This is a genomic window from Mycobacterium shigaense (assembly GCF_002356315.1).
Classification (GTDB): domain Bacteria; phylum Actinomycetota; class Actinomycetes; order Mycobacteriales; family Mycobacteriaceae; genus Mycobacterium; species Mycobacterium shigaense.
Genome location: NZ_AP018164.1, coordinates 276,882 through 293,748 on the forward strand (window position 1 = coordinate 276,882; position 16,867 = coordinate 293,748).

The following is a 16,867-nucleotide window of genomic DNA, read 5'->3' on the forward strand; positions in this document are numbered from 1 at the left end:
ATAACCGCTCCGGCGACCCGCTAGCCTGACGATGTGACCCCGCAGGCACGTCCGGCGCACCAGTCCGACATCGGCGAACTCGCCGCCACCTTGAGCCGGGCCTTCTACGACGACCCGGTCATGGAATGGATCCTGCCCGACTCGGGTAAGCGGCTGCGTCAGCTGAGCCGCATGTTTACGGCGATAACCCGGCACCACCACCTGGCCCACGGTGGGGTGGAGGTCGCGTCCGACGGGCCGGCCATCGGCGCTGCGGCTCTGTGGGATCCGCCGAATCACTGGCGGGAGACACGTCGTGCGGAATGGGCGATGGTGCCGAGTTTTCTGCGGGTCTTCGGCTTGCGCACGGCACAGGCCCGCGGGGTGCAGGAACTCATGAAGCGCTTCCACCCCGAAGAGCCGCACTGGTATCTGGCCGCCATCGGCAGCGCCCCCTCGGTCCGTGGCCAAGGTTTCGGGCAGGCGTTGATGCGGTCCCGGTTGGACCGCTGCGACGCCGAGCACTGTCCGGCCTATCTCGAGTCGAGCAAGCCCGAAAACGTGTCGTATTACCAGCGTTTCGGCTTCGCGGTCACCCGGGAAATCGAGCTGCCCGGCGGGGGACCCCCGTTGTTTGCGATGTGGCGGGACGCGCGTTAGCGGCCCGGACTCACGGTTTGCTTCGCCAGCCGGCGATGCCGATGGCGATCATCCGTAGCTGCTTGACGGCAAGGCGGCGGATATCGTCCAGCGCCTCGGCGGTCTGGGCGTCCTCGATCGCCTCGGCGATGACGATCATCGAGTTGACGAACAGGGTCGCCAACACGTTGAGGTCCTCGGTGCTCCACGCGTTGAGGCCCGGGAAGCGGGCCAGGTCGGTCGCCAGCTCCGAGGTGATCAGCCGGATCTCGGTGCGAATGGCGTAGCGCAGCACGCTCAGCCCGCTGTTGCGCTCGCGGCCGATGAGCCGCCAGTGCTCCCGGCGATCGGCGACGCTGGCGACCAGAATCTCGACGGACGACTCGATCACCCGGTTCGGATCGAGCTTGCCGGCGCGCGCCTCGCGCAGCGTGTCGCGCAGGCTGCGGAACGACTCGTCGACGAGCACGAGGCCCAGTGCTTCCATCGACTCGAAGTGGCGGTAGAACGCGGCAGGCACGATGCCGACCTCCCGCGTGACCTCGCGCAGGCTCAGGCTGGACAGGCTGCGGTCCTGCAAGAGCTTGAGTGCCGCGGCGATGATGGCGCGCCGGGTCGCCTCCTTGCGCTCCTCGCGCGACTGGCTTTCGCCCGAGCGGCTCCGGCTGGACTTGTGCCGTGAACCAGGAGTACGACCGTTCACTATGTGAACCCTACCACAAACCGCGGCAAAACCCTTGACGATCTGGCTCTAGCGCCTACACGGTGTACATATGTTCACTCAAAATCTGACCCGGACGCTGACCCAACGCGTCCTGGGCTCGGACCTGGTCGACCTGCTGGCCGGGCCGCACGGTGTGGACCGCTACACCGAGCTGGTGTCGCCGACGTGGACGCTGGGTGAGGCCCGCGCGAAAGTGGTCGACGTGCGCCGCAGCACGCCGCGCAGCGTCACCCTCACCCTGGCGCCGAACGCGACCTTCCGGTCCGCCCACACCGTGCAGGCCGGTCAATACGTCAACCTCACCGTCGAGATCGACGGCCGCCGGCATACCCGCTGCTATTCCCCGGCCGACGCCCAGGGCAGCCGCACCTTCGAGCTCACGATCGGCCGCCATGAGGGCGGCCTGGTGTCGAATTACCTTTACGACTACGCCCACCGCGGCATGGTGGTCGGGCTGGCGGGGGCGGGCGGCGAGTTCGTGCTGCCCGCGCAGCGGCCGCGGCGGATCCTGTTCGTGTCGGGGGGCAGCGGCATCACGCCGGTGCTGGCGATGCTGCGCACCCTGGTCGCCGAGGGCCACGTCGACGCCGGAGGGGAGCTGGCGTTCGTGCACTACGCCCGCACGCCCGCCGAGGCGTGCTACCGCGAGGAGCTGGCCGCCGTGCCGGGCGTGCGTGTGCTGCACGGTTTCACCCGATCTGGCGACGGTGACCTCGAAGGGGCCTTCGGACCGCAACACCTGGCCGCGGCCATGCCGGCGCCGGACGCGGTATTCGTCTGCGGGCCAACCCCTTTGGTCGACACCGTCCGACAGCACTGTGAAAACGTGTTCACCGAAAGCTTTGTGCCCCCGGCCTTGACCACTCCACCCGCCTCGACCAACCCGTCGGGCGGCCGGGTCACGTTCGCCGACAGCGGCATCGACACCGGCGACGACGGCCGGTCGCTGCTCGAGCAGCCCGAATCGGCTGGCCTGAACCCGCAGAACGGATGCCGGATGGGCATCTGCCACACCTGCACCCGCCGCAAGAACACCGGCACCGTGCGCAGCCTGACCACCGGAGCGGTGTCCAGCGCACCCGACGAAGACATACAGATCTGCGTATCCGTCCCCGTCGGCGATGTCGACCTATCGCTCTGACACCGGATGATGGGAGCAAAAATCATGTCAGACAACAAGATCACCCTCACCCCCGAGCAGGCCGAGGAATTCGGCCGGGAACTCGATGCGGTCAGGGATCGCGTGATTGCGCAGCTCGGCGAGGAAGACGCCGACTACATCCGGCGTGTCATCAAGACGCAGCGTGCCTTGGAGCTGAGTGGTCGGGCCCTACTGTTTGCCGGGTTTCTGCCGCCGGCCTGGCTGCTCGGAACCACCATGCTGGGTCTGTCGAAGATCCTGGACAACATGGAGATTGGCCACAACATCATGCACGGCCAATACGACTGGATGCGTGACCCGGCGATCTCGGGCCGCACCTTCGAGTGGGACACGGCCTGCCCGGCCGACCAGTGGCGGCATTCGCACAACTACATGCACCACACCCACACCAACATCGTGGGCATGGACCGCGACATCGGCTACGGCATTCTGCGGATGAGCCAGGACCAGAAGTGGCACCCCTACTACCTGGGCAACCCCGTCTACGCGTTTCTGCTGATGGTGCTGTTTCAGTACGGCGTCGCGCTGCACGAACTGGAAACCGAGCGCATCCGTTCCGGCGAGATCAAGCTCCGCGACAAGCGCGAGGTGCTGCGCGAGATCTGGCAAAAGACGCGCCGGCAGACCCTCAAGGACTACGTCGCCTTTCCGTTGCTGGCCGGGCCGTTCGCGCCGTTCGTCCTCACCGGCAACCTGACTGCCAACCTGATGCGCAACATTTGGTCGTACATGATCATCTTCTGCGGCCACTTTCCGGACGGCACACGGGAATTCACCGTCGAGGAGACCCAGAACGAGTCGCGCGGCCAATGGTATTTCCGCCAGGTGCTCGGTTCGGCGAACCTGACCGGCGGTAGGTTCTTCCATCTGTTGTCCGGCAACCTGTCGCATCAGATCGAGCATCACCTGTTCCCGGACCTGCCGGCGCGCCGGTATTCCGACATCGCGCCCGAGGTGCAAGAGCTCTGCCAGCGTTACGGCATCCCGTACAACAAGGGCCCGCTGCCGCAGCAGTTCGCGACCGTGGTGCGCAAGATCGTCAAGCTGACCTTCCCGACGCCGGGGAAAGTCCTGTCCTTGCTGCCGAAGATCAACGCCGGCAACCCGGGCGATCGGGACCCCGTCGCGGCCTAGGACCCGCCTTCGGGTGGGGGCACAATGGGGTCCGTAGGCAGGGCTGGGCCGAGGTCGCCGGCGAGGTGCGGGGGCGCTGGCAGCGCGGTGACCGCGACGGTGCGGCGCAGCTGGTGACCGACGACATGCTGCTGGCCACCACGCTGATCGGGACCGAGGACAGAGTCTGCGAACGCCTTGCGGTCTGGCGCAACGCCGGGGTGAACACCGTGCGGCTCTATCCCGCGGGCGACACCCTGGATGCCAAGCTCGCGACGCTGGCCCGCGGCATCGAATTGTCCCGCGAGGCCGAGCGCCACCGCGAAGTTGTGATCGGTAGCGACGGCCAGGGCCTGGACTTGACGCCATGTACCGCACAGTCATCAAGGGAATGGCGGCGGCCGCCGTGGCGCTCGGCTCGGTGGGCCTGGCCCTGGGGGTCACGGCCGCCGCGCACGCAGCGCTGAGCCCCGCGCCGGAGTCGCCGAGCCCGTTCGCCACGGACAACTTCACCGTCCCGCACAACTGGTGCCCGGGCCAACCGTTGCCGATGCCTGACGTCCGCTGGGACATGAACGTGTGCCACCACTGGTACTGGGTCGCCGTCGGCGGCACGGGCAACGTCGGCCAATTCGTCTGGGAGGGTGCCGCTCCGCGCCGCCCGCTCGGGCCGCCCCCGTGCTACGGAGCCCCGATCTGCTTACCCGGTCACTAGCTCTCAGGACGGCTGGGTCGGCGCGTCGGCGACCTTCACCAGCTGCACCTGCGGACGGGCCGGCACCTCTTCGGCGAGGAACCACCGGAATGCCAGATTGCCCCGCGGATAGCCCAGGGCGGTAAGCGAATTCGGGTGTTTGGTCAGTCCGCGCGACAAGACGACGGTGACGGTGCCGTCGCTGTTCGGTACGGCGCTGTGGCCGTTGATGGAGCAACGCGCGTCGGGCCCCTCGGCGGGCCCGAACGTGGCCATGAACTGGTTCCACACCACCAGGTTCCAGAACCGGCACGCCGGCGGCCGGTGTGTGACGACCAACGCCTCGTCCTCATCGAGCACGAAACTGCCGTACGCGTAGCAGGCGTCGCGCGCCGACCACCCGAAGTTCGCATCCGGCACCTGATAAGGCTCGGCGAATTCATTTGCGGCGTGCACGGTTTCGTGCCCGAGGGCGTGCTCGTCGTCGAGCCGTGTGCCGACGGCCATCGGCACGATCGCGAACATGGTCCGCAGCCAGGTGGCTGCCGCCCGTAGGCTCGCGGCCGTCTCGGCGTCGCCATGCCGGATCGGGTCGGGCTCGTCGAGCGTTTCGATGTTCCACACCACCGGCCGGCCGGTCAGCGGATTCCCCTGGTAGTCACGGGTCATCAGCACCGCCGCTTCGGGCGTGGCGGGGAACTCGAAGCTGAAATTGCCGTCGGCGTCGACGTCGAGGTCGGTGTCCCTGATTATCGTCACGACCCGGTCCGACCAGGCGCCGGGCGCGGGCTCGTTGTAGGCCGTCAGCGAGAAGTACACGCTGTCGCCCTTGTTGCCGCTGACGCGGTAGCGCCGCTGCGGGTCGACCGGACAGATGAAGTAGTAGGCGTCGGTGTTGTCGCCACCCCACCGGCGGTCCCGGCGGAACGGCGTGTTGACCGCGACGAACTGCGGCCGGCTGGGCTCGGGGAACAGATAGGTGTCGAGTGCGACGCCCAGCGTGGCGGCGATCATCCGGTAGCCGTCGGCTATGTGCCGATCGTCGGTGACCGCGCGGTCGCCTTCGAGGAAACTGTGGTCGACGTCGCCGAGGGTGGCGAGCAGCTCATTCCACGCGGCCGTCGATTCGTGCGTCATGCGCTGATTCCTTTCAAGAGCAACGTGGTGGTGCGGTCGACCCAGCTGTCGTCGAGTTCGCCGGGGCGGGTGAGCAGGCCCATCAGGGTGATACCGGCGATGGCCTCCGTAAGCTGCGCGGCGAGCTCGGCGGCGTTGAAGTCGGGTGAGATCTCGCCGCGCGCGCCCGCACGCCCGAGCAGCTCGGCGAGGCCACCGCCGATGACGCCGGCGAACCGCTCCAACAGGGCCGAATGCAGCGTCGGGTCCGCGGCCATCTCGCCGACCAGCCCCGGCAGCGCCGCCCGCGCGGCCGGGGTGGTGAGGAAAGCCATTGAACGACAGACCATTTCGTGTAGGTCCTCGGGCAGCGACCCGGTGTCGGGAAGCTCCGTGGCGGCGCCGAGGGGAAAGACCGCTTCGTGCACCAGGTGTGCCTTACTCGGCCAGCGCCGGTAGATGGCGGGCTTGCTGGTGCCGGCGCGCTCGGCGATCGCGGAGACCAACAGCGAGGCGTAGCCGGTCTCGGCGAGCAGCTCGACGGTCGCGCTCAGGACCGCGGCGTCGATCCGCGGGTCACGAGGCCGGCCAAAGTCTACTACCATTACGAAACTCAGAGTAACATAAGTTGCCGTGACCGACGCCGTTCGCCTTGATGACCTCGCCCACCCCCAGTTCGGCCCCGAGGCCCAGCAGATCCTCGACATGATGGCCGCGATCGCTCCGGGTACTCCACTGGATGCCGACGTGCTGCATGCCCAGGCCAGCGCCGATACCGGTCTGCATGACTTCGGCCCGGGCGACTACCGCGAACGGCTCGACGTCTATCTCGCGGCGCTGCGCGAGATAGCGGGGCTGCACCCCGCCGGGATCGTGAACTTCTACGGCCAGGTGCTGCAGCTGCTCAAGAACCGGTTGCTGCTGACGGATCTGCTCACCCGGCATCCCGAGATCGACGACATCGAACTGCGCTCACCGGTCGTCATCGCCGGCCTGCCCCGGACCGGCACTACCCACCTGCACAACCTGCTGGCCGCGCCGCCCACCTTCCGCACCATGCCGTACTGGGAAAGCGTCGAGCCGTTTCCGTTGCCGGCCGAGGTCGGCGTCGAGCCGGATCCGCGGCGCGCCCGGATGGACGTCGCCGTCGGGCTGGTCGACACCGTGATGCCGCATTTCGCGCTGATGCACGAGATGACGACCGATCACGTGCACGAGGAGATCCAGCTGCTGGCCAACGATTTCTCGACGATGCTGTTCGAGACGCTCGGCGAGGTGCCGCGCTGGCGCGACTATTACCGCGCCCACGACCAGACGCCGCACTACCGATACCTGGCTCGGCAGCTCAAAGCCATGCAGTTCCTGCGCGGTGGGCGCCGCTGGCTGCTGAAGTCGCCCCAGCACCTCGAGCAGGTGCCGGTGCTGGACCGCGTCTTCGGGGACAGCATCGTCGTGTTCACCCACCGCGATCCCGTGCCGGTGGCGTTGTCGATGATCGCGATGATCACCTACTCGGCCCGCATGCACCGCACCCCGGTGCCGGTGGAACAGATCGCGCGGTCCTGGATCGACCGGCTCGATCAGATGCTGACCGCCCTGATCCGCGATCGCGACACGCTCGGCCCCGAGCGCTCGATCGACATTCGCTTCGACGATTTCATGGCGAACGAGCTCGGTGTCGCCGAGCACGTGTACGCGCTCGCCGACGAGCCATTCACCGACGATGCGCGCGGCGCCGTCGCCGACTACCTGGCGGGTCACCGGCGCGGCCGGCACGGACACGTCGAAACATCGCCCGAGATGTTCGGTCTGACCGAGCGAGCGCTGCGCGATCGTTTCGCGCCCTATGTCGAGCGCTTCCTGGAATAGTTTCGATTACGCGACTCGTGCCACGGCACGTGGGAACTCCTTAACCAGTCGGGCTGAACAGCAGTCCTTCAGTGCGGGGTCATGCGCCGGCGTGCGCTTCGAAACCCATGAAATGACCGGGTTTCGCGCGCCAACCCACATGCAGCGCCGAAGGAGAGCTATGGCTGAACACGTTAAATCCGGCCAAGCGCGTCGGGGACTGATTGATTCCATCAAGGGCAAGGCGAAAGAAGTCTCCGGCGCGATCACGGGTAACGACTCGCTGACCGCCGAGGCGCAGCTCGAGCAAAAGCAGGCACAGGAACGTAAGGAAGCCAACGCAATTGAGGTCCTCGCGGACGCCGAGGCCCGTGAGGCTCGCGCCGAGGAAGCCGAGACGAAGGTCGATGGCGCCGCCAAGCAGCAGAGCTCGGTGCAGGCGACCGCCGACGAAAAGCTGGAAGCCGATCGCCTGCGACGCCAGGCCGATGATCTCACCAACGAGGTCGGCCTGCCCTGACGACGTGACGGACAGAGGAGCAATACGCATGAAGATATCCGGTATTCCATTGGCGGCCTTGCGGTTTCAGTACAATCTCGCCAGGCTTCCGCTGCAGCTGATCGAGGGCCGCGTGGTCACCCGGGTCGGTAGCGAAGTGCCTGCGCGGCTGCTGTACGAGCGCTCGCTGGGCATGCTGGACGCCACCGTGGGTCGAGCGCTTCGCGACGCGGACATCGTCGAACGCGGCGCCGCGCTGCTGGAGCGCACTGACGCGCTGGGGCGGGCGGCCAGGCTCGACGCGAAGGCAACGGCGCGGCAGGTGCAGGCCGATTAAATACTGAAGGCTTTGCGCGACAAAGTGATCGAAGAAAGACGGGAAGCTCGCGAGGCGACCGAGCAGGAGATCAAAGACGTCCGCACTGCCGCGCAGGAGCGCAAGTGAGAAGCGGTCGATGCCGCGCTGAAGCAGAGCGCCGCGGCCAGGCGCCAGGCCGAGCAGGCCGCCGCCAGCCGCAAGGAGGCCGCCGAATCGGCCCGTAGTCTGGCGGAGAAGAAGACGCGCGTCGCCGAAAAGGTCGCGTCCAACACCGCAGGCTCGAAGCGCGAGAAGGCGCAGTCTAAGCGGGACGAGGCCGCAAGCATCGTGCCGAGGCGGATCGGATCGCGGAATTGGCGACCGCCGAGAAGGAGAAACGCCGGGCCGAGCGCGCGACCGACTAGCCGGCTGCCGGCCGTCGCTGCTGTGAGCGGCCGGCACCAGCACCAGCCTCCCAGGCCGAGGCCGCTGCAGGCCATTCGCCGACACATATATACTCAGCAATATCACATATAGGTGTCGCGAGAACAGGCAGGTCTTAGGCAGGCAATGGACATCCAAAGATGGTCTAAGACTCTCGATCGGTGGCTCGATGGAAGCCTGCAGGCCAACGAACTCCACCAGTGGCAGTGCGCCTCGCTTCGTGCGGTTGTCGACCACGTTCAACGCCATTCGCGTTTCTACGCCGACCAACTGGCGTGGGTTCGGTCATCGACACTGACCCTGGAAGACATCGTCACGCTGCCGTTCACCACTAACGACGACGTGCGCGACGCGATGTATGACATCCTCTGCGGATCGGTCGGCGACGCCCAGCTTTACTTCGAGACCATGGGTACCTCCGACTACCCCACCCCGTGTCCCAGCACCGAAATCGACTTTGACCTGAACTATCGTCCGGTGGCGCACGCGCTACGCGCCGTCGTTGACCGTCATTTTTCGGATGGCAAGAGACCCATACTTGCTGTCGTCGTCCCCAATGAACTGCATCCCACATGCAGCACTATCGCTTATGCGGCAAAGGATGTCGGAATCACCAAGCTCGACATCTTTCCGTTGTCGCCTACCGTAGGCTTCGATCGATTCTTTGAGGTGCTGCTGGACGTCGGGGTCAGCTTGGTGCTGGGCTCCCCGTCCATGCTGATGAGAGTGGCAGATTTGAGTCAACGCTACGGTGTTGACATCCGCCAAGACCTCGACATCCGCGGTGTCCTGGCCACCGGCGAATCCTGTTCCGACGGGATGAAGGCCTTGCTGGCCCAGGCCTGGGGCTCAACCGTATACAACTTGGTGTACGGCCCGCCGGAGGTCGGCGTTGCCGCGGTCTTCACCGCGTCGGGCGAGCTCGCCGCCATCGCTCCCAATTATCTGTACGAAGTCGTTGATCCCGATAGTGAACGGTCGCTTGGTTTCCAAGGCTCCGGCGAGCTGTGCGTGACTACCCTGATCCCCGGAATCAAGCCATTGATCCGGTACCGAACCGGAGATCTCGTCACCCTCGCGCCCGATAGCCGATCCGAACGAATGACCGTCGACATGCTCGGTCGGGTCAGCGACCGGGTCTGCATCGCGGGGCGGCAACGGACCACATCCGAGATCGAAAATGCGATCCTCGTCGACGCGGGGTGGATCACGGGATACGTCCTCGACATTTACACCCGGGACGAGAGAGACCATCTCGAAATTCGTCTCGGCGCAAAAGTCGATGCCGATCACGATGCTCTCGAGGCCGCGGTCCGGGATCGTGTGCTGCGTGCCTTTGACATCGGCGCCGATGTAAAGAGCTTTCCCTGGTCGGACTTCCCTGACTTCAAGGGTGTCGGAGCCGAAAGTGATTGGCAGGGCTGGAAGTCAGGTCGCGTACGCGACTTCAGACACGACTGAGGAAACAGGACGCGGTAATCCTGCTGGCTCTGCAGGCACCAGTCGCCGGTGTCCACCATGTCGGTTGATCAGCACTGGACGCACGGCGGATCGGCCGCCGTCGATGCCACACTGCGCGAGCGCTGCTACGAACGCTTCGCCGGTCACGCCGTCCAGATCGGCGACAGGATCACTTTCCAGGCAACCGGCACAGCTGTGCGCGCGCCAGCCCGATCGATCCGGTCGAGGCGCGCGGCGTGGTGGTGCCGAAGCGGTCAGTCGGGTTAGCCGGCCGGGCTTTCGAAGGACTTCAACATGATGTTGATGACGCGGTCTAGGTGTTCAGCTCTGGCGTGCGCCGCCTTGGCGGGATCGCCTTTTCGGATCGCCGTGACCACAGTTCGGTGGTACCGGTTGGCTTTGACCGCTAGTGCTGGATCGTCTCGCATCATTTTTGCCACCGGAAGCATTGATCGGTTGCGCAACGTTTCGATCATGTTGAACAACAAGGGCCACCTGGTACGCAGGGGTTCGACGAGGCATGCGTGCAGGTCGTGATTCAGCGTCGTCCATGCGCCCATGTCTGTCTCGCTCTCTATCTGCTTGACCAGTCTGGACGCGATGGTGCAGGCGACGATCCGGTCCTCTTCGGCTAGCGCAGCCACCTCAGCCATCGCTCGTGATTCCAGCAGCGATCGCAACGAATAGATTTCGGTCAACTCGGCGGCACTGGACGCGTGCACCCGGGCACCCTTATGTGCGTCGATGTCGACCAATCCGGACGCAGCAAGGTCACGCAACGCCTCACGAACCGGAGTGACGCTCGTCCCGATCCGCTTCGCAACGTCGGCGAGGATCACGCGGCTACCGACTTCGATCTCCCCCCGTACAATCATGTCCCGCAACGTGTCGCGCGCTAGATCCACTCCGGTGCGAGGACTGTCAGGATGTCCGTCGCTCCTGTAAGTGGCGTAAGATACGCTGCCCATCTTCGCATGTGCTCCTTGCTGCCGCGTCCGTCTTACAAGATCGTATATTTTCTAGCCTGCGATTCCTAACCGAATCGCTTGACAGGATCGGACTGATTTGTAAATTCTTGGTGTCGCGCGAGAGCTTCCTCGCGCGGTGGGCCCCGGGGTGCGTAGCGGCTATTGAGCGAATCTCTCAGTCGTGACAGTACCCGGGTCATCCCGGAATCAATCTGGCGTAGTTCTACATTCTCGGCGCACACGCGTTCCAGTGGCCGAGCACATGCCACGATCACAACCGGCCAAAACCGGTGAGGACTGATGCTCAATAGGAAGGCCTCCCTGACTGAGATTCGCGACGGGAGCCAATACCAGCGCGCAACGCGAAGCGCTGGCCGGTGTTGAGCCTTCGTCGCACCCACTGATGGGCGCCGCCACCTCGGATGGCCTGGCATCGTTGTCGAGGTTGAGGGCGCCGCGATCGTGCCGATCTAAATGGTCGAAGTTGCGATGGTCGAAGTTGCGGTGAAGCAGATCACATTTGCTGACGGCAGCGGCGTTTGCCCACCCGAACAAGTCCGATGACGCCGTCGCCGACACCCACGATAAGTCCCGTTGCGAGTCGGGAGCAGAACGTCACCGAGGGTAACGGGTCTTCTGGCGTCATGGCTTTGTCCGTCCATGCGTAGCGCTAGAGGATTGGTACGCCGGGTAGTCACTGCCCGGCGTGGCTGCGAGCGCCCTTTTCCCACAACAACATTGACGGTGCGAGCTTGATGCTGGTAGTCGATCACCGTGCCGCCCCTGTTAGACGGCTAGTAGGAAAAATATATGAAAAATCTACTGTATGTCAGTGGCCCGACCTGGGCGTCGCCACTGGATACGCCAGCCGAACCGTCACTCCGGCCTCGTCGGCATGCGAATATATGACTGAATCGATAATATACGAAATCCGTAAGTTGATGTTGTTCAGGGGGCTACGGTAGCCGTAGGTTGATATTGCTCGGGGGGGAGCTGTGGGCCGATGTATCGATGAGGCCGGCAGTACCTCCAATGCAGACAGTGCGATTGGAGACATTTCGATGACGATGCGTATGCCACAGACCGAAGACGTTCTAGACATCATCAAGCTGGGGGTGGTGTCGGTGGCTGAAACCCGAACACCGGAAATGACGACCGATCTTGAGATCGAGGACCTAGGGCTTAACTCTGTGCAAACCCTGGAACTGTTGGCGTGCATCGAAGAGATCGCTGGCGTCTCGTTGCCGCGGGAGGCGTTGATGACAGTGGAAACCATCGCGGATCTCGCGGCTGTGGTGTCGTCGACGATGTCGGAGTGAGTTGGACCGCCGCCTGACGCTAGCTCACGGAGGAGGAGCCTATGCCACAACAACCGCAGGATCGTCAGCGATTGGCCGTAGTGGGAATGGCAGCCAACTTCCCCGGAGCTGCTGATGTGAAATCGTTTTGGCAGATGTTGGTGTCTGCGGAATCTGCGTTCGGAAAGGTCCCGATGCAGCGCTGGGACCACCGGCCGTTCTTCGATCCTCAAGGGCGCAAGCCAAATAGCGCCTACAGCGACGTGATAGCCACCGTCGCCGATATCGACGGGTTCGACGCACTCGGGTTCGGGATTTCGCCTCGACAAGCCGAGGTGATGGACCCCCAGCACCGAATTCTGTTGACAGCAACCCGCGAAGCATTAGACGACGCCGGGCTGGATGCGCGGAAGCTCGCCGACAGTGTGGTCGGAGTCTACGTGGGGATCTCTGCCAGTGACTTCCGTGAGGTGATGGTCGCTCCACTACGTGCCACACAGTTCGCGACAGGTGCGTTCGGTGCACCCGGTGACGGTGACATTGCCGACGTGGCCTCTGCGGTGCCTCAGGTGCGAGCGTTCACCATGCCGGGATCGCTATTGAATATGGCTGCGGCGGCAATCAGTCGCGCGTTCAATCTGCGCGGCCCCTCGATGGCAGTCGATGCCGCGTGCGCTTCGTCGTTGGCGGCCCTGTACAACGCCGTACTGGCACTACGTGCCCAGCAGTGTGAAGTCGCGATCGTGGCGGGTGTACACCTCAACCTGGTGCCCGACGGTTTGGTCCTGTTCTCCAAGATCGGTGCAGTGTCGAAGTCTGGCATCTGTGCACCCTTCGACGCCCACGCCGACGGCTTTGTTCTCAGCGAAGGTGTTGGTGTGGTCGTGATCACGCGCGAAGATGCGGTTCCCGAGTTCAGTGACGTCTACGCCTGGGTGCGGGGCATTGGGTGCACTAGCGATGGCGGGGGCGCCGGCGCGATGGAACCTCAAGTCGGTGGTCAGCGTGCGGCCATCGAAGCGGCGCTTGCGGATTCCGGAATTTCGAGTGCCGACATCGACTACATCGAAGCGCACGGTACTGCAACGGTAGTCGGCGATCTGGTAGAGGTCGAGTCGTTGGGCGCGTGCCTGCCGCCAAGGGATGCTCTGCCGCGATTCCTCGGCAGCGCGAAAGCCAACGTCGGACATGCGATGTCAGCAGCTGGTGCAGCCGGTCTCATCAAGGCGGCCTTGGTATTGCGGCATGGAGTCGTTCCGCCACAGCCCAATTTGAAAAAAGAGCGGACCGAGCTCCGGCTGTCCGAGCGGGGATTCGCGATTGCACGCGAGACTTGCGCGTTGCCACAGGTGGAGCGGCCGCATGCGGCAGGGGTCAGCGCATTCGGCTTCGGCGGGACCAATGTCCATGTAATTCTGGAGGCCGCCGATACCGAGCCGGTGCAGAACTCGCGATCGAGCTGGATCATTCCGGTCCGCGGACAAAGCCGTGGTGAGATCGCGTTCCGGTGCACAGCACTACTAAATGACCTCGACTCGGATCCCGGACTAGATCTGGGCGAGGTGGCGACCACGTTGCACCGGCGCGCAGATCGTGGCGTCGAATTGATTCTGGTGTCCTCGTCGACGATGGAATTGCGCTGCCAGCTGCTCGATGCATTGGCTGCCGTCGAGGGAGACCATCTTGCCAACGGCCAGATAGGCGACGGTATCTATTATCGGAGCGCCGATTTCGCTGCAGAGAACCCGCCCCAGCTGTGCTTTCTGTTCCCGGGCCAGGGCTCTCAAACCGTCAGTGATGCAGCAATATTGCGGTCCTACGATCCGGCGCTCGCGCGGTCGGTCGAATACCTGGGAGCCGCTGCCGACAGCCCCGGTCTACTGGCGGCGATGTATCCGGCTGAGCCGAGCGCCCAGTCCGCGGCAGCGCTGGCCGCGACCGAACTTTGCCAACCGGCGTTGATGGTGACCCAACTTGCGGTGGCTTGTCAGCTCCGGGCGGCCGGGATCAGCCCGGACGTGGTGCTAGGCCACAGTGTCGGAGAGTTCTCCGCGGCAGCAGTCGCCGGCGTGTTGGCACCCGAGGACGCGGTCTACTTCGCTGCCAGGCGCGGTGAAGCGATCGCCAACACCGACATCCCCGAGGGGGGCATGTTGGCGTGCCGAGCAGATGAAAACACGGTGCGGGGCTTGCTCGGTGGCGAATTGCGCGCGTGGATCGCCAATGTCAATTCTCCGAGGCAAACCGTGGTGGCCGGCACAGTCGACGCGATCGCCCTGGTCGCCGAGCGGCTGAGCAGCGCCGCCATCGCCTTCAAAAAGCTGAACGTGTCCCACGCTTTCCATAGTCCGTTGATCGAGGACGCCAACTTTCACATCGCGAAGCACGTCGATGCTCTGGCTCTGGCTGATCCAGCGGTCCGGTTCGTCTCGTGTGTGTACGCGCGGCAGTACGAGGGTGTCGACGAGATGCGCTCCGCGTGGCGCCAGCATGCAATTCTTCCGGTCCGGTTTGGCGCCGCCCTCGCCGAGGTCGACATCGAAAACACGGTGTTCGTCGAGATCGGCTCGGGGTCCACGCTGTTGAACCTGGCACGGGACGCGGGGGCACCGCGCCAGCACCTGATCGCCTCCGGTGACTTCGAGGGCGACGCCGAGCGCGCTACCAACCGTATTCGAGCTCAACTGTGCGCACTCGGCGTGCCGATGGCTCAACCCGCCCCGCAACCGCGCAGAGGTGCGTTGCTGTCTGCCAAGCCCTACCCGGCACCACCGTTGTGGCCGTTGCGGACTCGGCCTACTTCGCGCACCGACTGGCAAGCCGGGAAGCTCCTGCTCGCGGGCGGGGCGAGACGTAACCCCCAAGTCGGCGACCCGGCCAACGCAAGGCCGGAACTGGACGGCAACGTCGATCACCACGATGAGAGAAAGGACATCGTCATGCATGAACTGGTCGCGCTATGGCGCGAGCAGACGGCTGTAGCTGCCAAGTTGATCGACCGCCATGCCGCGGAGCAGCCGGCAGCTCCGCGTGCCGTGCTTGGCGACCACGCCCACGCCCACGCCGACACCGAAGCCGACACCGAAACCGGCGCGGCTGCCCGGCCAACGGATGCAGTCCTAGCTCAAATCGCTGACATCGGCGCATATGACGTAAATCAGTTGAAGCCCGAGCACCTGCTGCTGGGCGATCTGGGATTCGACTCACTGATGATGACCCAGTTAATGAACCGACTGCGAAGCCGCCACCCGGATTTGAAGGTACAGCACCTCAACCCTGCGGAGCTGACCGTGCAGGCGGTCCTCAACGCGGCGACTGGACGACACCGCGCCGTGGACGATTTCGACGACCGCCCGGTGGCGCAGCTCCATGCCGAGCCGGCCATCTCACCCGTTGTCGCAGAGCGTGGAATCAAAGAATTCCCCGAATGGCGGGCGCTCAGGGATCGTCTCAAGGCGGCCGAAGACGCCGGACTCGGCAATCCCTACTACACCGTGCACGAACGCGTCGTCAACGACACCACGCAAATCGGCAGGCGGGTGATGGTCAACTACTCCAGCTACAACTACCTGGGCTTGTCGGGCGACCCGCGCGTCAGCAGCAGTGCCCAGGAGGCTATTTCCCGTTATGGCACTTCGGTTTCGGCCAGCCGATTGCTGTCCGGCGAAAAACCCGTCCATCGGGAGCTGGAAGCCTCGATCGCCGGTTTGCTCGGTGTCGAGGACGCTGTCACCTTGGTGGGCGGACATTCGACCAACGTGACGGCCATCGGCCACCTGTTGGGTGAGCAGGACATCGTGTTGCCCGACGCGCTGGCCCACGACAGCATCATGCAGGGTTGCCTGCTCTCCGGCGCGAGCCGGCGCCCATTTCGGCACAACGATCCGGCACACCTGCGGGAGCTGTTGTCCAACAGTCGCGGCCGTTACCGCAGGGCTCTGGTGGTCATCGAAGGCGTCTACAGCATGGACGGCGACATCGCCGATCTGCCGGCATTCATCGACGTGGCCAAAGAATACGACGCGATGCTCATGGTCGATGAGGCACATTCGATCGGCGTGCTCGGGGCGACCGGGGGTGGAGTCGGCGAGCACTTTGGCGTGGACAGAACGCAGGTCGACATTTGGATGGGGACTTTGTCGAAGTCCTTGTCGAGCTGCGGGGGCTATCTGGCCGGATCGAGTGAACTCATCGAATACTTCAAATACACCTTGCCCGGCTTCATCTATAGCTGCGGTCTCCCGCCGGCGTCTGCCGCTGCTGCGCTTGAAGCGATCGAGATCTTGCGCGCAGAACCCGAGCGGATCCGGGCCTTGCACGCCAACGCCGACCACATGCGATCGCAATTTACCGCTCATGGATTGCAGTTTGAAAAGAGTAAGGGAACACCGATTATCCCGTTCGTCGTGGGAGATTCGATGCTGTGCCTGTCGCTGGCTTCCCGGCTGCGGGATTCGGGGATCAACGTCGATCCGATCATGGACCCGGCAGTTCCGAACGACCAAGCACGCCTTCGGTTTTTCGTCACGGCGATGCACAGCCATGGACAGATCGACAGAACGGTCGATTTATTGGCCCGCGAATTCCGGAATCTGACCGATTGCGCAATCCTCTGAAAGGAAGA

At 64.5% G+C, this 16,867-nt stretch carries 14 protein-coding genes and 2 pseudogenes; 12 read left to right on the top strand and 4 right to left on the bottom strand.

What is annotated here, in order from left to right:
* Positions 1 to 33 precede the first annotated feature (33 nt).
* On the top strand, positions 34 to 639 hold the full coding sequence (locus tag MSG_RS01305; protein ID WP_096436421.1) for a GNAT family N-acetyltransferase: 606 nt from the start codon (positions 34 to 36) through the stop codon (positions 637 to 639).
* A 10-nt stretch (positions 640 to 649) separates the two neighbouring features.
* Here MSG_RS01305 and MSG_RS01310 read toward each other — a convergent pair whose 3' ends face one another.
* On the bottom strand, positions 650 to 1,321 hold the full coding sequence (locus MSG_RS01310; RefSeq protein ID WP_096436423.1) for a TetR family transcriptional regulator: 672 nt from the start codon (positions 1,319 to 1,321) through the stop codon (positions 650 to 652).
* A 70-nt stretch (positions 1,322 to 1,391) separates the two neighbouring features.
* Here MSG_RS01310 and MSG_RS01315 point away from each other — a divergent pair, with 70 nt between their 5' ends.
* The 4 genes and pseudogenes from MSG_RS01315 (at position 1,392) to MSG_RS25970 (ending at position 4,332) form a co-directional block, all read left to right on the top strand.
* Positions 1,392 to 2,483 carry a ferredoxin reductase gene (locus MSG_RS01315; protein WP_096436425.1) on the top strand — a complete coding sequence of 364 codons (1,092 nt, stop codon included), beginning with the start codon at positions 1,392 to 1,394 and terminating at the stop codon, positions 2,481 to 2,483.
* 24 nt (positions 2,484 to 2,507) lie between these two features.
* Positions 2,508 to 3,638: a fatty acid desaturase family protein gene (locus tag MSG_RS01320; RefSeq protein WP_096443902.1), complete on the top strand. Its 1,131-nt coding sequence runs from the start codon at positions 2,508 to 2,510 to the stop codon at positions 3,636 to 3,638.
* Positions 3,639 to 3,673: 35 nt separating this feature from the next.
* Positions 3,674 to 3,928, top strand: a pseudogene (locus tag MSG_RS25400) (LLM class flavin-dependent oxidoreductase); the annotation flags it as partial.
* A gap of 56 nt (positions 3,929 to 3,984) precedes the next feature.
* A complete protein-coding gene (locus MSG_RS25970) occupies positions 3,985 to 4,332 on the top strand; it encodes a hypothetical protein (protein WP_096436427.1) in 348 nt (115 codons plus the stop codon).
* 3 nt (positions 4,333 to 4,335) lie between these two features.
* Here the strand turns inward: MSG_RS25970 and MSG_RS01335 are convergent, their stop codons facing one another.
* Entirely contained in the window at positions 4,336 to 5,448 is a 1,113-nt protein-coding gene (locus tag MSG_RS01335; RefSeq protein WP_096436429.1) for a DUF1214 domain-containing protein, read from the bottom strand.
* Entirely contained in the window at positions 5,445 to 6,032 is a 588-nt protein-coding gene (locus MSG_RS01340) for a TetR/AcrR family transcriptional regulator (protein WP_096436431.1), read from the bottom strand. Before MSG_RS01340 ends, MSG_RS01335 begins: the two co-directional genes overlap by 4 nt.
* 28 nt (positions 6,033 to 6,060) lie before the next feature.
* Between MSG_RS01340 and MSG_RS01345 the strand changes: the two genes are divergently transcribed.
* From MSG_RS01345 to MSG_RS26060, 5 genes and pseudogenes are all read left to right on the top strand, one after another.
* Complete coding sequence (locus MSG_RS01345; protein ID WP_096436433.1) at positions 6,061 to 7,296, top strand: sulfotransferase family protein; 1,236 nt, start codon at positions 6,061 to 6,063, stop codon at positions 7,294 to 7,296.
* Between the two features lie 91 nt (positions 7,297 to 7,387).
* Positions 7,388 to 7,795: a CsbD family protein gene (locus tag MSG_RS01350; protein ID WP_232011137.1), complete on the top strand. Its 408-nt coding sequence runs from the start codon at positions 7,388 to 7,390 to the stop codon at positions 7,793 to 7,795.
* Positions 7,796 to 7,823: 28 nt separating this feature from the next.
* Positions 7,824 to 8,111 carry a hypothetical protein gene (locus MSG_RS25410; protein WP_232011138.1) on the top strand — a complete coding sequence of 96 codons (288 nt, stop codon included), beginning with the start codon at positions 7,824 to 7,826 and terminating at the stop codon, positions 8,109 to 8,111.
* A gap of 531 nt (positions 8,112 to 8,642) precedes the next feature.
* A complete protein-coding gene (locus MSG_RS01360) occupies positions 8,643 to 9,977 on the top strand; it encodes a phenylacetate--CoA ligase family protein (protein ID WP_096436437.1) in 1,335 nt (444 codons plus the stop codon).
* Between the two features lie 72 nt (positions 9,978 to 10,049).
* Positions 10,050 to 10,244: pseudogene (locus MSG_RS26060) on the top strand (hypothetical protein); the annotation flags it as partial.
* Here the strand turns inward: MSG_RS26060 and MSG_RS01370 are convergent.
* On the bottom strand, positions 10,241 to 10,945 hold the full coding sequence (locus MSG_RS01370) for a GntR family transcriptional regulator (protein ID WP_096436441.1): 705 nt from the start codon (positions 10,943 to 10,945) through the stop codon (positions 10,241 to 10,243). The pseudogene MSG_RS26060 and the gene MSG_RS01370 sit on opposite strands and share 4 nt — an antisense overlap.
* A 1,073-nt stretch (positions 10,946 to 12,018) precedes the next feature.
* Here MSG_RS01370 and MSG_RS01375 point away from each other — a divergent pair.
* Both MSG_RS01375 and MSG_RS01380 read left to right on the top strand, forming a co-directional pair.
* Positions 12,019 to 12,264, top strand: coding sequence for an acyl carrier protein (locus tag MSG_RS01375; RefSeq protein WP_162899125.1), 246 nt, complete (start codon positions 12,019 to 12,021; stop codon positions 12,262 to 12,264).
* A 41-nt stretch (positions 12,265 to 12,305) separates the two neighbouring features.
* Complete coding sequence (locus tag MSG_RS01380) at positions 12,306 to 16,859, top strand: type I polyketide synthase (protein WP_096436445.1); 4,554 nt, start codon at positions 12,306 to 12,308, stop codon at positions 16,857 to 16,859.
* The last annotated feature ends 8 nt before the right edge of the window (positions 16,860 to 16,867 follow it).